General features: G+C 54.9%; 16 protein-coding genes. 5 read left to right on the top strand and 11 right to left on the bottom strand.

Going from position 1 to position 14,349, the window contains the following annotated elements; translation table 11 throughout:
* The first annotated feature begins 158 nt into the window (after positions 1-158).
* Together B5D61_RS09615 and B5D61_RS09610 are read left to right on the top strand one after the other, a co-directional pair.
* Positions 159-2,309: a DUF1549 domain-containing protein gene (locus tag B5D61_RS09615; RefSeq protein WP_078813127.1), complete on the top strand. Its 2,151-nt coding sequence runs from the start codon at positions 159-161 to the stop codon at positions 2,307-2,309.
* A 45-nt stretch (positions 2,310-2,354) separates the two neighbouring features.
* The gene (locus B5D61_RS09610; RefSeq protein ID WP_078813126.1) at positions 2,355-3,656 is read left to right on the top strand and encodes a DUF1501 domain-containing protein; all 1,302 of its coding nucleotides are present in this window, start codon (positions 2,355-2,357) and stop codon (positions 3,654-3,656) included.
* A 31-nt stretch (positions 3,657-3,687) separates the two neighbouring features.
* Here B5D61_RS09610 and B5D61_RS09605 read toward each other — a convergent pair whose 3' ends face one another.
* Both B5D61_RS09605 and B5D61_RS09600 read right to left on the bottom strand, forming a co-directional pair.
* A complete protein-coding gene (locus B5D61_RS09605) occupies positions 3,688-4,044 on the bottom strand; it encodes a VOC family protein (RefSeq protein WP_078813125.1) in 357 nt (118 codons plus the stop codon).
* 99 nt (positions 4,045-4,143) lie between these two features.
* Positions 4,144-5,616, bottom strand: coding sequence for a sulfatase (locus tag B5D61_RS09600; RefSeq protein WP_078813124.1), 1,473 nt, complete (start codon positions 5,614-5,616; stop codon positions 4,144-4,146).
* 83 nt (positions 5,617-5,699) lie between these two features.
* Here B5D61_RS09600 and B5D61_RS09595 point away from each other — a divergent pair, with 83 nt between their 5' ends.
* Entirely contained in the window at positions 5,700-6,083 is a 384-nt protein-coding gene (locus tag B5D61_RS09595) for a cupin domain-containing protein (RefSeq protein WP_078813123.1), read from the top strand.
* Positions 6,084-6,283: 200 nt separating this feature from the next.
* Here the strand turns inward: B5D61_RS09595 and B5D61_RS09590 are convergent, their stop codons facing one another.
* From B5D61_RS09590 to rpmJ, 5 genes are all read right to left on the bottom strand, one after another.
* Entirely contained in the window at positions 6,284-6,589 is a 306-nt protein-coding gene (locus B5D61_RS09590; RefSeq protein WP_078813122.1) for a gamma-butyrobetaine hydroxylase-like domain-containing protein, read from the bottom strand.
* Between the two features lie 85 nt (positions 6,590-6,674).
* Positions 6,675-7,286, bottom strand: a complete 612-nt coding sequence (gene rpsD, locus B5D61_RS09585) for a 30S ribosomal protein S4 (protein WP_078813121.1) — start codon at positions 7,284-7,286, stop codon at positions 6,675-6,677.
* Between the two features lie 24 nt (positions 7,287-7,310).
* Positions 7,311-7,856 (bottom strand): 30S ribosomal protein S11, encoded by a 546-nt coding sequence (rpsK, locus tag B5D61_RS09580; protein ID WP_078813120.1) that lies wholly within the window; start codon positions 7,854-7,856, stop codon positions 7,311-7,313.
* Positions 7,857-7,890: 34 nt separating this feature from the next.
* A complete protein-coding gene (rpsM, locus tag B5D61_RS09575; protein ID WP_078813119.1) occupies positions 7,891-8,286 on the bottom strand; it encodes a 30S ribosomal protein S13 in 396 nt (131 codons plus the stop codon).
* Between the two features lie 33 nt (positions 8,287-8,319).
* Positions 8,320-8,433 carry a 50S ribosomal protein L36 gene (gene rpmJ / locus B5D61_RS09570; RefSeq protein ID WP_078813118.1) on the bottom strand — a complete coding sequence of 38 codons (114 nt, stop codon included), beginning with the start codon at positions 8,431-8,433 and terminating at the stop codon, positions 8,320-8,322.
* 184 nt (positions 8,434-8,617) lie between these two features.
* Between rpmJ and B5D61_RS09565 the strand changes: the two genes are divergently transcribed.
* Together B5D61_RS09565 and B5D61_RS09560 are read left to right on the top strand one after the other, a co-directional pair.
* Positions 8,618-8,938 carry a glycine zipper domain-containing protein gene (locus tag B5D61_RS09565; protein ID WP_078813117.1) on the top strand — a complete coding sequence of 107 codons (321 nt, stop codon included), beginning with the start codon at positions 8,618-8,620 and terminating at the stop codon, positions 8,936-8,938.
* 123 nt (positions 8,939-9,061) lie between these two features.
* Positions 9,062-9,565, top strand: a complete 504-nt coding sequence (locus B5D61_RS09560) for a GtrA family protein (RefSeq protein ID WP_078813116.1) — start codon at positions 9,062-9,064, stop codon at positions 9,563-9,565.
* A 19-nt stretch (positions 9,566-9,584) separates the two neighbouring features.
* Here the strand turns inward: B5D61_RS09560 and B5D61_RS09555 are convergent, their stop codons facing one another.
* From B5D61_RS09555 to B5D61_RS09540, 4 genes are all read right to left on the bottom strand, one after another.
* Positions 9,585-11,351: an SLC13 family permease gene (locus B5D61_RS09555; RefSeq protein WP_078813115.1), complete on the bottom strand. Its 1,767-nt coding sequence runs from the start codon at positions 11,349-11,351 to the stop codon at positions 9,585-9,587.
* Between the two features lie 106 nt (positions 11,352-11,457).
* Positions 11,458-11,886: a DUF5069 domain-containing protein gene (locus B5D61_RS09550; RefSeq protein WP_078813308.1), complete on the bottom strand. Its 429-nt coding sequence runs from the start codon at positions 11,884-11,886 to the stop codon at positions 11,458-11,460.
* Positions 11,887-11,943: 57 nt separating this feature from the next.
* Positions 11,944-13,467: a sulfatase family protein gene (locus B5D61_RS09545; protein WP_078813307.1), complete on the bottom strand. Its 1,524-nt coding sequence runs from the start codon at positions 13,465-13,467 to the stop codon at positions 11,944-11,946.
* 156 nt (positions 13,468-13,623) lie between these two features.
* Positions 13,624-14,349: an ABC transporter ATP-binding protein gene (locus B5D61_RS09540; protein WP_078813114.1), complete on the bottom strand. Its 726-nt coding sequence runs from the start codon at positions 14,347-14,349 to the stop codon at positions 13,624-13,626.

Here is a 14,349-nt window from a genome sequence, read left to right as displayed (position 1 = left end):
GCAAGAGGAATTTAGCACGGTTAAACACAGCTTTTTTCATCTCCTCCCTGGAGGATTCCTTTCTGGGATACGGAGGATCCTGCCGATTGAAAAATAGATGAATAACCCCCGCACCAGCACGTTTCAGCGATGGTTACAGAGAAGCAAGTCTTCACGCCATGAAAAAAATCGCCCTTTTCCTGCTGGCCGCCACCCTTTCCCACGGGGCGGCCCTGCCAGAGGCCGCTCAAATTGACAGCCTCCTGGCTGCGGATTGGCAAAAGCAAAACCTTCAACCCAATCCCCCCGCTTCCGATGACGTGATCGTGCGCCGTCTCTATCTGGACATTGCCGGACGCATTCCCAGTCTCGATGAACGCCAGGACTTCATGCAGTCCACCGACCGTGACAAGAGAGCCAAGCTCATTGATAAGCTGCTGGCGAGTGATGGCTACACCAGCCACATGTTTAACTTCTGGGCCGATGTGCTGCGCCTCACGGATAACGCCAAAGGCAAAATCACCGCAGAGGCCTATGAGGAATGGCTGAAGAAGGAACTCAAGGCCAATACGCCCTATGATGAGTTTGTGAAAAAGCTGCTCACGACGGAAGGCGGTGCCTGGGATAGCGGCAGCATCGGTTTCTACCAGCGGGATGAGAACAAGCTCGATCACCTGGCCTACACCGTGCAGGTCTTTCTCGGCACCAGCATCGTCTGCGCCCAGTGCCACAATCATCCTTTCGACAAGTGGAGCCAAATGGACTACTACAGCATGGCCGCCTTCACTTACGGCATGGACACACGCGGCAGCGGCAGTGGAGCAGAGATCAAGATTCCGAAAAAGCCTCAAGGCAAACAAGTGCCTGATGTGCTGGCGGACATGAAGCCCAAAGAGCGCCGCCAATACATGAAGGAGCATCCCGAAGAGGTCGCCAAGATGCGGGAAGAAGCCAATAAAGTAGGCTCCGCCAGCCGCGAAGAACTTCAGCAAGTGCGCAAGGCCCTGGGCGACGTGATGAAGCCGCTTCGCTACACCTCCGTGACTTGGCATGAAGGCAAACTGCCCAAGCTCCCAGACGATTATAAATACAAGGATGGTCAACCTGGCGAGGCTATCCAACCCCGCGCGATGTTCGGTCACGAAGCTAAACCCAAAGAAGGTCAGACGACGATCCAAGCCTTCGCTGACTGGATGACCGACCCGAAAAACCCCCGTTTCACGACCGTGATTGCCAACCGGATGTGGAAGCACGTCTTTGGCCTCGGCTTGATCGAACCCCTGGATGAAATGACGGACTCAACCGTCGCCAGCAATCCCGCACTCATGGATTACCTCGCGCAGTTGATGATTGATAAACAGTATTCCATCAAATCTTTCCTGCGCGTCCTCTACAACACAGATACCTATCAACGCATGGCCAGCACGCAGGAAGTGGCGCTCGGTGAGACCTACCATTTCACGGGCCCTACTTTGCGCCGCATGAGTGCGGAACAGATCTGGGATTCCTTACTCACTCTCACTCAGGGGAACAAAGACAGCGAAGTGGATGAAGAAAATGTCCGTCTCCATCAATACCTGGGCGACCTGAACATGTTCATCAATACGATGAAAACTAAGGGACCAGAAGGTATCATCGCTGCCGCCAAAGAAGGCATGGAGCAGCGCAAAGAGAATGACCGCAAGCTGGATGAAATGCGCGCGAAGATCGCCGCTCAAAAAGGCAACACCAATGACCCAGCCGCCGCCAAGGAACTGGCTAGGGCCGCCAGCAAATTGCGCCGTGAAGCTAGCAATGATCTTCTCGTCAACCTGATCGGTGAGGAACGCGCGGAGGATCTGATCCGAGGCTACAATCCCAACCGACAAAACAAACGCACCACCATTGATAAAAAAGCACTCGCCAGCTTACCCCGAGAGGAGCGTAAACAAGCCGCCAAAGCAGCCGCCAACAACATCATGGTCGCACGAGCTTCTGAGCTGAACTCCCCTGCCCGCCCAGGCCACTTACTCCGCACCTTTGGTCAATCAGATCGTGAGTTGATTGACAATGCCAATGACGACGCCTCCGTGCCCCAAGCACTAACCATGCTCAATGGCCCCGTGGTGGAAAGTCTGACCAGCCCGTTGTCTCTGTTAAGCCAGCATTTGGACAAGGCTCCAAGCCCAGAACAAAAGGGAGCGCTCCTCTACGAAGCCCTGCTGAGCCGCCGCCCAACTCAGGAGGAAAACACCGTCCTGACCGAGGTGTTCCATGACCGGGGAGACAAAGCCGTGGATGACATCACCCACGCTCTGATCACTGGCTCGCAGTTTCTTTTCATCCAGTAAGATCAGTTAGGCCGTCACTTTCAGCTTCAGCACCCCGCCTACGCCATGAAGACCTCCGCTCTCCGCGCCGACGAACCCACGCGCCGTGAATTCGTCCTTAATATCGCCAAGACTTGTCTCGGCGTCTCCGTGATGCAGCCTCTGCTCCGCGGTCAAGCTCATGCCGTTGCCTTCGAAGGGAGTTCCAAAGCTCGCCAGGTGCCCACTGCGCGGAATGTCATTTATCTCTACATGTCAGGCGGCATGACGCACTTGGATACCTTTGGCGTGAGCCCTGGGGCTGACACCATGGGAGATACCCAATGCATCGCCACCAGCGCTGACGATATCCAACTTGGGTCCGGTCTCCCCACCGTGGCTAAATACATGCACCATGGAGTGGTCATCAACAGCCTATCGAGCACGCAGGGTGCCCATGAGCAGGGCAACTACTACCAGCATACGGGCTACACGCTTCGCGGAGCGACGCGCCATCCGACCATGGGGGCATGGTTGCAAAAGTTTCAAGGCAAGGGCAATCCTGATCTGCCTGGAACTGTGGTCATCTCCAACGACAGCAAACATCCCGGAGGCGGCTTTTTTGAAGCCTCCTTCCAGCCTTTGCTGCTGAACAATCCTTCCACAGGGCTGCAACACAGCAAACGCCTCGCCGCCCTCAGCGAAGGAGATCTTGACTATCGGCTGAACCTCTCCGCCAAACTCAACTCAAGCTTTGAGCACACCTACAGCCACAACGCCGTCAAAGCCTACAGTGACGTCTATAAAGACGCGGTGAGGGTGATGAAGAGCGCCGATCTCGAAGCCTTTGATCTCAGCCGTGAACCGGAAGCTCTACAAAGTGAATATGGCACTAGCACCTTCGGTCAGGGCTGCCTCCTCGCTCGACGCTTGATCGAGCATGGCGTACGTTTCATTGAAGTCACCAGTGGTGGCTGGGACATGCACAACGACATCTATGCGCGCCTGCCTGAAAAAATCAGTGAGCTGGACAAGGCTCTCGGAGCTCTCTTAGCAGACCTGGATCACCGCGGATTACTGCAAGAAACGTTGGTGGTGGTGACGAGCGAATTTGGTCGCACGCCCAAGATCAATCAAAACTCAGGCCGTGATCATTACCCTAAAGCCTTCAGTTCTGCACTCTGGGGTGGCGGCATCAAGGGCGGCCAAATTTATGGGAAAACAGACCGGGGAATCGAAGTCACCGAAAACAAGGTTTCACCACCGGATCTCAATGCCACCATCGGTTATGCCCTAGGCCTACCGCTGGATCAAGTGCTCTACTCCCCCACCAAGCGTCCGTTCACCATCGCAGATAAAGGCCAGCCGATCACCAGCCTTTTTGGTTAAGCCGGATCCCAACAACGAAACGGGTCTAAAATCACGGCCTCACCTCGTGCCCGAAAGCGACGAGGTTGAGGTCGGGATCTTCAATCACAAAGTCACGCATGCCGTAGTCGTAATCGCGCGGTGCATTTTGCGCCACCGCCCCTCGGCTTGTGATGAGGTGGTAATACTCATCCACTTCATCACAAAAGATGTAGATGCTGCCCTGCCCGACCTGACGCTTGTTCGGCACACCGGGACCAGAAAGGTGAATCTGAACTTCGCCATATTGCACCCCCGCGTAGTTGCCGAACCGGAACTTCTGGGTAAAGCCGAGCACTTCAATGTAAAAACGCAAAGAAGCCTCCAGCTCAGACACGTGAAAGGTGGTCGCTGAAGAGAAGGCTTTCATGGGAACAAGGCTAACGGGCCACGGCACTTCCGCCAATCCAATTTTCAGGTGTGCGGCGCCAGCATCTGGAGCGCACGATCATGAGCAGCGGAAGAAGCTCTACTCGTCAGCTTCAGACTTCGCTTTCCCTTTGCCCTTTCCTTTACCTTTTCCCTTCCCCTGGCCTTTGCCTTTCTTTTCCTCACCGCTCCCATTACTGCCTTTACCTCCGGAGGTTGGAGTCACCTCCGAAGCAGCCGCGGGCAGAACGGTCGCGAGACGGGTTTTCACCTCACTGAAGCCGACCTCGCCTGCGAGATTGGTCCATTCGTTAGGATCTTTGGTATGGTCGTAGAGTTCCTCGCTGCCATCATCGTAGCGAATGTAGCGCCACTGCGTATCTCTCACCGCGTGGTTACCACGCCCATGGGTGCAAACAGCCAAGTAATCCCAAGCTGAATTCGGATCTTTAAGCAGAGGCACAAGGCTGGGTGCCTTAACATGCTCAGGCAGCGGCAGCCCTGTCAGCTCGCACAGCGTGGGATAGATGTTCATGTAATCCACGGGGGACTTGCAGACCGTGCCTTCTTTGGACACACCAGGGGCCACGATGGCACAAGAGGTCCGGGTTGTTTCTTCCCAGAGGGCAAACTTCCGCCAATGCTGCTTCTCACCCAAAGCCCAGCCGTGATCCGTCCACCAGACAATGATGGTTTTATCTTTCCGCGGGCTGGCATCCAGGCCCTCAAGCAGACGGCCCACCTGATCATCCAAGAAAGAAATGGTCGCCAGATAAGCCTGCACTCCTTTCTTCCACTGATCACCTTTGACCACGGCCGCGTGATCTCCCTGCGGCTTGGCCATCGCTACACCCGCCGCTGGGATGTCCACCAGATCATCGTCCTTCACCACAGGCAGTTGAATGGTCTCCAACGGGAAGCGCTCAAAATACTCGCGTGGGACATACCATGGCAGGTGCGGTTTCACATAACCCACAGCGAGAAACAGCGGCTGTTCTTGAGGAGCCGTCTTGAGTTGATCAATGGCCCAATCAGTGAGTTTGTAATCCCCCATCTCTGATGGTGCTGCATCCACCGCACCCCAATCGAAGTGACCGCTATGAAGCCCGTTCATGTTGGCTTCTTTTTCTTTGATCGAGGGAAAAAGTCCCACCCACTTTGTCCACGTATCCTCACGGCCTTCGGCACCGAAATTGTGGTAAATCTTTCCTCCGCCAAGGGTGTTGTAGCCTTGGTCTTTGAAATGACGATTGATCGTTAAAGTGTTCTTCAGCACCTTTTGGGCGGGGTCACCATTCGTATAAATCCCTGTCTGCCACGGACGCAGACCACTCATCAAGGCCGCACGAGAGGGATTGCAGGCCGGTGCCGCGCAGTGTGTATTCGAAAAGTTAACGCCGCGCGCAACAAGACGATCAATGTTCGGCGTTTTCGCCTGGGGATGTCCTCCCAAATGACCAACCCAATCATTGAGATCATCCACAGCAATGAATAAAACATCCGGCTTATCTGCGGCGGACAGATGCAGAGAAAACAGACCTAAAAGGGCGGGAAGAAGACGTGAGAGCTTCATGCGCGCTGGGAACGAAGGTCATTCGACCAATCTTCCCTCATTTTCTGCATTGCACTTCGGCTTACACGTCTTTGGTTAGGCCCATGCCCCCATCCCAGACTGACACGACGGCACCAGTGCTCATTCGTCACGAAGGTCACACGCCTCGTGAGCGGAGCACCTGCGGCTGGCGAGACCGGCTCATCAGCCATGAAGATGCTGCCCTGTCTCCCGCCGCCTGGGCTCATGCCGTGGATATTGATGGAGCCAAGCTCCACTACCATAAGCGTTCCACAGAGCTTTATTACGTGTTGGAAGGAGGTGGCACCGTCGTCCTAGACGGCCAAGAACACCCCGTCACGAAGGGTTCTCTGGTTCACATTCCGCCGGGCGTCGTCCATGGTGCACGTGGGCAGATGCGCGTGCTCGTCGTCGGCATCCCCGACATCGCTGAGGATGACTACTATGAGGTTTCAGAGGAAGCTTAACTCACGACTAGGATCCGTGGCTGATGCTCCACAGGAGAAGCATGGTCACCAGGATCAGAAGCAGTGAAGTGCTTACAGCAGTCGTGAGACGTGAGGGTGAAGGAAGAGTTGTCATGGCATTTTTGCCATTTTATATCACGAATCATTGTGAATGCATAGTAAATACGTATTCACTTTGTAAACACCCCAAAATCTCTACCTCAGACGCTCGCGCGGCAGATCGCTTTGAGGTAATCGAAGGTGTAAAGCCCGGTGTTATGCCCATCAGAAAAGTCGAACTGAACGGCATATCCCCCAATCAAATGCCAGCCTCGCACCAGCACCCCAGGATAACTCTTCTGCTCCGTGCCGCCATATTTGCGACCGAGTAGATCACGCTCCCCAGTCGTTTCTGCACTGGGAGAGAAAGCGCGGAGGCGCTCGCAAGCAATGTAATCTTCGGATTGATCGGACCAGCGGATGGCCACTTCAGAACCGATCAGTTCGATGTGTTCAGGGGTAATCATGGAGTGAATGGGAATGCGTCAGCTACGAAAAAGGGACGCCGTTGCGGGCGTCCCTCTCAAAATAGGCTGTCTGGGAAAACCCGGATTAACGGGAATAAAGTTCAACCACAAGCTGCTCGTTCGCGATCGGATTGATCTCGTCACGGATTGGCAGACGGTTGTAAACGCCGGACATTTTGTCGCGGTCGACGGTGACCCAATCTGGAGTTGGGTTACCCAAGGTCATTTCCAAGAAACGGCCAACGAGCTGCTGGGAGCGAGGGCTTTCTTTAGCGGCCACCACGTCACCAGGCTTCACCTGATAGCTGGCAATGTTCACAACCTTGCCATTGACGGTGATATGACGGTGGGAAACGAGCTGACGGGATGCAAAGCGGGTGTTTGCGAAGCCCAAACGGTAAACCACGTTGTCGAGACGGGACTCCAGCATCTGCAGGAGGTTTTCACCCGTCACGCCTTTACGACGCTGAGCTTCAGCGAAGGTCAGACGGAACTGCTTTTCAAGAACACCATACTGGAAACGCAGCTTCTGCTTTTCGATCAGAGCGACTGCGAAGTCAGAGTTCTTACGACGTGCGTTTTTGACACCGTGCTGCCCTGGTGGGAAGTTACGGGTTTCAAGAGCTTTGGAAGGACCGAAAAGAGCAACACCGAAGCGGCGAGCGATCTTTTCGCGAGGACCTGTGTAACGTGCCATACGATTAAATGCGGAGAACGAGGATTAGACGCGACGTGCTTTTGGCGGACGGCAGCCGTTGTGAGGGATTGGGGTGGCGTCTTTGATCACAGTGACTTCGACACCCATGGCCTGAATGGCACGGACAGCGGACTCACGACCAGAACCAGGACCGCGAAGGCGGACTTCAACTTCACGAAGACCGTGACCCATGGCCTGACGGCAAGCGTCTTGAGCCACCACCTGGGCGGCATATGCGGTGCCTTTACGGGAACCACGGAAGCCCATTTTACCGGAGGTGGACCAGCCAATCACGTTACCCACACGATCTGTGATGGAAACCATCGTGTTGTTGAAGGTCGAACGGACGTGAACGATACCAGCGGAAACGTTCTTGGAACCTTTGGCCTTGATGACCTTAGCACCTTCAGTGCCGTCACCACCGCCGATTTCGAGCCACACGCTCTGAGACACGGCACGATCGCCGCTGGAAGGCTGCTTATCAGCAGCTGGAGCCGGCGCAGGAGCTGGGGCCGGTGCTGGCGCGGCAGCTTCAGGAGCCGCAGCCGGTGTTGTTGTTTCTTCTGCCATAATGCGAAATGGATGTGAGCTACCGATCTATGGATTAGACTTTGCCCTTCTTGGCGCCCGGCTTGCTCTGAGCACCGACGGTCTTACGAGGACCTTTACGGGTGCGAGCATTGGTGTGAGTGCGCTGGCCACGAACTGGCAGACCACGACGATGACGTGTCGCACGGTAGCAGTTGATGCCCAGAAGGCGCTTCATATGCAGACCCTGCTCACGACGAAGGTCACCTTCGTAAACGATGCTCATGCCTTGAATCACCTGAGTGATCAGAGCGATTTGGTCGTCCGTCAGCTCACCAGCGCGGACATTGGGATCAATATTGGTAGCAGCAAGAATCTTGCGGCTCAGAGGAAGACCAATGCCATAGATGTAAGGCAGAGAATATTCGATCTTCTTTTCGTTCGGGATTTCAACTCCAAGTAGGCGTGCCATAATCAGAAGGTGCTTAAAAGAAAAATGCCTGGATTAGCCCTGACGCTGCTTGTGGCGTGGGTTTTTGCAGACGATGCGGACAACGCCCTTGCGGCGGATAACGCGGCAAAGTTCGCAGAGAGGTTTAACAGAGGATCGGACACGCATAAGAAGTCGGGCCCCGTTAGTGGGCGGGGGAGTCGGAAGTCCTAACACAGCTCTAACCCCGTGCAACTTCGTTTTTCGACTTATTCCGACTTTTTCACATTCGGTCCAATTGATTTTTTTCGTAAAGATTGACCTTTTCCCTGAACAAATCGTAGGCTGGTATCGACTAACGAGTCACCCTCTCATGAAAAAGCTCACACTCTCACTCCTGGCCATCCTCAGCCTCGCTTCCTGTGCGACAGGCCCTAATGCCCAAACCGGCACCGTCGTAGGGGCTCTCGGCGGTGCGGCCGTCGGCGGCATCATTGGCAACCAAAGTGGCCGCGGCCTGGAAGGTGCCGCCATTGGCGCCGGTTTAGGCGCGCTCGGCGGTAACGCCATCGGCAATGCCCAAGATCAGCGTAACGCCCAATACTACAACAATCAGTATCATAACCAGCCCCAACGCCGCCCCACAGGCTATTACCCCAATGGCCAGCCTTATTACGGTCCGCCCGCTTATTGATCGGCAACGCTCCTTCAGCTGAAGGCATTTTCAAAACGCGACTGGTTTACGCCAGTCGCGTTTTTGTTTCTTGAGATTGGTGGAAATGGAAACGTGACTATAGTTATTAGAGAAACACCCCTCATGATCTCTCATTTTAGCTCCGCCGCTCATTTTGTCCGAAACAACGATTGGCGCACTATCCTGGCGCATGTGAACTCCCGGGATGCCCATCCCTTACTCCAGTTCATCAAATACGGAATCTGCGGTGTCGGGGCCTTTGCCACTCATCAGATCATCTGGGTCATCCTTTCGGTCACGCTTTTTCCATCGATTGATCCCAGTCTCTCGAATGAAACCCGTGCACTTAATAGCACCATCAGCAATTCGATCGCCGTTTTCTTCAGCACGGCGGTAGCGTATATCACCAACGTGCTTTGGGTTTTCAAATCCGGCCGCCACAACCGTCTCATCGAGATCGCCAGCTTCTTTGGCATCGGTATCATCAGCTTCGGCGGAGGCCTCTTGGCGGGTCCTTGGCTGATCAAGGTCTTCGGTCTCAATACTTTGGTGGCCCAGTTGAGCATGGCCGTCACCTCCGTGCTGATCAATTTCGTCTGCCGGAAGTTTTTTATCTTTAAGCACTGATGGCGGGAGCCATCCCCGGTCACTTCATCGGCCAGAACACAGGCACCAGCAGCAAAATCAGGATCAGGCAGATTAAAGTAAGTCCGCTGCCGACCTTGATAAAATCTCCAAAGCGATATTTACCGGGTCCATAAACCAGGATGCAACTCGGCTCGAACGGTGTCAGCACCGAGATGCTGGCACTGAGCATGACGGCGATGCCAAAGCCTCGAGGATTCACGCCGAGGGTCTGTGCGGCTTGAATCGCGATCGGCAACACCACCAGAGCCGCCGCAGCGTTCGACATCGGCTGTGTCAGGAGAACGGTTAGCACACAAAAACCCGCCAAGACCGCGAGGGTTCCAAAGGGATTTAACAAGTGGGTCACGAGTCCGGCCAGCATTTCATCCGCACCGGATTTCTCCATGGCGGCACCAAAAGCGGTCATCCCGCCAATAAGAATAAGTAGGCGCCAGTCGATATTTTCGTATGCGGTGTCCAGGCTGATGCATCGGGTGGCCAACGCAATGAGGGCGGCGATAAGGAAGGCAATGGAAGCTGGTAGGAGACCGAAGCTGCTCGCCGTTACCGCCAGGGCAAATGCGATCAGGGTAGCAATGCCGCGCTTGCGGGCCCCTGCTGCATAACTATGGGCCGTGATGATGACCATCTCCGCCTCTTGCTCAAATTTCTGAAACCGGTCATAGGGCCCCTGAAGCAACAGCAAATCCCCTGCCTGCAAAACCACATCGGCCATGTGATCATTGAGGGTGCGATCCCCACGCAGCAAGGCTAAGACCGAGAGTCCAGTGCGCCGACGGAAGTTACTCCCACGGAGTGTCTGCCCGACCAAGGATGAGCGCGGAGTCAGCACCACTTCGGCAACGCTGGCATCGCTCATGTCCACCCCAGACCGACGTAGCTGCACATCCTCACGGATGTCGATGCCTTCGATCTTCTTCACCTTGATCAGGTTTTGCACCTTACCCGCCACCTGCACGACATCCCCTTCGGTAAACTGAGTGTAGGGACCTACAGGCAGATCCACCCCCCCACGACGGATCTTCACCACCTGGAACTCCAAAACCGAAAAATCTGAATTGAAAGCCTGCTGTCCGATCAGGGGGGAACCGGGTAAAATCACCACTTCAGAAAGATATTCACGGATGTGAGCCACATCGCCTTGGTCATCCGCGCGGTCCCTTTCAGGCACCCATTTCATGCCCACAGTGATGAGATAAATGATCCCTGCAACGAACAAAACTAGGCCGATGGGAGTGATCTCAAACATGCCGATTTCCTCATAACCTAAGTGCTTCATGGCCCCACTGACTGCCACATTCGTCGAGGTGCCGATCAGCGTACATGTGCCTCCCAGAATTGAGGCGAATGACAGCGGCATGAGCAGACGAGAAGGTGAGATGCCTAGCCTGCGCGCCATCCCGATCACCGGCCCGAGAAACATGGCTGTGACGGTGGTGTTATTCATGAAGGCCGAGATACCGCCTACGCTGGTCATCATACCCGCAGCCACACGGCGTGGACGCCCCCCGGTGGTGCGAGCCAATAGACTGCCCAGACTATCCAGCACACCGGTATCCCGCAGGGCCGCTCCGATGATGAAGATGGAGCCGAGCATCACGATGACCTCATTGCCAAAACCGGCAAATGCCTCCTTCACATCAATGATGCCAAAGGTCACGAGCAAGCAAAGCAGGCCCAAGGTGACCAAATCCACCGAAATCTTTTCTGTGGCGAACAGAACGACGGCGAGCACCAGGAGGCCAATGACGAAGTATGGTTCCATGAATGAGATAAGATGAACTGGAGCCAGCAAAAAACGACCGAATCCCTCAGGTGTTAAAGGTCACTCGCACCTTCCCTGCCCCCGTCGGTCTAGAGCATCGTAGATCTTAAGCCGCGCGGCCCTCTTCGGTATCCATCAGATCAAAAAAAGTCACGAGGTCTTCCCGGTGACCAAGACCCGCTTCCGCACGCTGCTGAATCAGACCGGAGGTCGCCACGTCCCGCCAACCTCGCTTCATCATGAACCCATTGAAGAGTTCAATGTGCTCAGGATCGGGTTTTCTTCCATTTTGGAAACACCATTCAAGGAGCTCTTCATCCGTGCCCCCATCAAGAACACGGGCGCTTAAAGCCTCGAAAGTCACCCCCAGCAAGGTGCAGACACGATCATCGAAGGTGCGTTTGCCAGCGATGATACCCAGATGATACCCTGGGGGTAGCCCCTCTGAGGCATTCAGGCGAATCTTGTCTAAAATGCGCCCAAAAACCATGATGCCGCCGACGGTGTCGCGAGGGGAACGAATAGGAAATGACATGGTCATCCCTTACGCAGGGAGGGCAGTGGGTTCAATCAGGAATCGGCTCCAGTTTGTTCACCTCATCTCGCTATCCTTCATCTTCTCCGCCTTACCTCGTGGACGCGCCTCCGAGGCTTGGGTCTGGGTCAATCCATCCCCTAGTTGCACTCGGAAAGGTTCAGCCAGTTTTTTGAGCCGCTCCACGATGTCTGGGTGCTTTGCGCTGACATCCGTAGTCTCACCCACATCGTCCTTCACGTTGTAAAGGGCTAATGCCTGTTGAGCCACTCGATACCCATGGCGGCTGGCAATGCCTTCGATCCCGCTCTGGGTGATCGCCACCGGCTTCATGTTCTCCCAATTCGCGGGCTTGCCATCTTTGCCTCGGGGTTCATGAGGCGTGATGTAGGGGTGATCAAAGTGGAGTTTCCACTCTCCACTGCGAATGGCTTGCAATTCACTCCCCGCGTAGATGGCAATCGCCTCGTGAGGACTCTTTGCGCCCTCCGCTCCATGTAGGATGCCTGAGACATCCCTCCCATCGATTTTAGCCGTCGGCTTTTCGGCACCGATCCAGCTAATGAAGGTCGGCAGGAGATCCATAGCGGTGAAGAGTTCATCATTCACCTTGCCCGTCGGCACCTTGCCCGGCCAGCGTGCGATGAATGGCACGCCCACACCTCCATCATAGCTGGTGAGTTTACCCTCACGGCGTGGCGCGGCGTTCCCCGCATGATTGCCATAGCTCAGGAACGGCCCGTTATCGGACATAAAGATGATCAGCGTGTTCTCCGAGAGGCCCGCCTGCTCCACCGCTGCGACGATCATGCCCGCACTCCAGTCCAGCTCCTCCACCACATCTGCATACAGACCATGAGGAGATTTACCCCGAAAACGATCGGCGGCGAAGATCGGCACGTGGGGCATGATGTGAGGCACATAGAGAAAGAAAGGCTGGGCCTTATGGCGGCGAATGAAGCTTACTGACTTCTCCGTGATACGTCGGGTGAAAAGACTTTGATCAGGGTCTGTCTCAATGACCTTTTCATTCTCATAAAGCGGCAGAGGCGGCATCTCCGAGGCCAGTGAGGGATGATACTTGCTGTTATCGTTGGAGTAAGGAATGCCCCAGAATTCATCGAAGCCGTTCTTCATCGGGTGAAACAGATCCGCTGTGCCTAGATGCCACTTACCATAAATGGCTGTGGCATAACCCTGCTTCTTCAAGATCTCCGGCATCAGCTGTTCATCCGGATTGATCCCCTCCAAGCTAGTATGATTGAGAGCTCCCTGCAAACCGACCCGATTCGGGTAGCACCCCGTCATCAAAGCTGCCCGTGAAGCGGTGCACACAGCTTGCGCCACAAGGAAAGAGGTGAACCGGGTGCCTTCCGCCGCCATCTTATCCAGATTCGGAGTGCGAATGGTGGTGGAGCCGTAACAGCCGAGGTCTGAATAGCCCAGGTCATCCGCTACGATCAGGATGATATTCGGCTTTGGCTCTGCGGGTGTCGAATCTGGAGGAGTCCCCACAGGGGACTCTTGACCGTGACTTAAACTGAGCAGAGCCAAGGAGAGAAAGCAGATGCGCAAGAACATGAAGAGTAAAATGAGAAAAGGTGGCTTCAGATGAAGCACGGTCAGTGTCGATTCAACGACCCATTGTGTCGCTGAATTGCGCTCCCTGTCCAGTTTATCAGCTGATGCTGACCCCAGCCTTCCATACCATGCCGGAAGGGCGAATCCGACAATACGTCATGCGACCGCCATTTGCGCCAGCTTTTGCTTGGCCTTAGCTCCCGGTTCGTCACGCTCCACCACGCCATCACGGAGGCGGATGATACGGGAGCAACGCTCCACCATACGCTCATCATGAGTGACGAAAACCAGCGTCTTCCCCTGCTCATTGAGCTCATCGAAGAGCGCCAAAATCTCCTGCCCTGATTTGGAGTCCAAGTTACCCGTGGCCTCATCCGCCAGGATCATCAACGGGCTGTTTGAAAGTGCGCGAGCGATAGCCACACGCTGCTGCTGTCCACCTGAAAGCTCGTTCGGTTTGTGATAAAGACGATGTCCTAACCCCACCTGCTGCGCGAGGCGAATGGCCACCTCACGCATGTGATGGTCATCGGCTCCGCCGTAATACATCGGCACTGAGATATTCTCCACCACAGTGAGCTGCTGAATGAGATTGTAGCTCTGAAAAATGAACCCCAAATTGCGATTCCGCGCAGCCGAAAGATCATCATCATTCAGAGTGGCCACATTTTCTCCACCGAGAAAGTAATCTCCACTGGTCGGCTGATCGAGACAGCCCAACACGTTGAGTAAGGTGGACTTTCCACAACCAGAAGGTCCCATGATGCAGACGTATTCGCCAGGGTAGATGTCAAAGGACACCCCTTGCAGCACTTGGCTGATGACATCCCCCATCTTGTAGGACTTACGGATGTCTCGCAGACTGATGATCGGCTCTGCCAT

The sequence above is a fragment of the Prosthecobacter debontii genome, assembly GCF_900167535.1.
Taxonomy (GTDB): Bacteria; Verrucomicrobiota; Verrucomicrobiia; order Verrucomicrobiales; family Verrucomicrobiaceae; genus Prosthecobacter; species Prosthecobacter debontii.
This window is presented reverse-complemented; position numbering and strand designations above follow the sequence as displayed.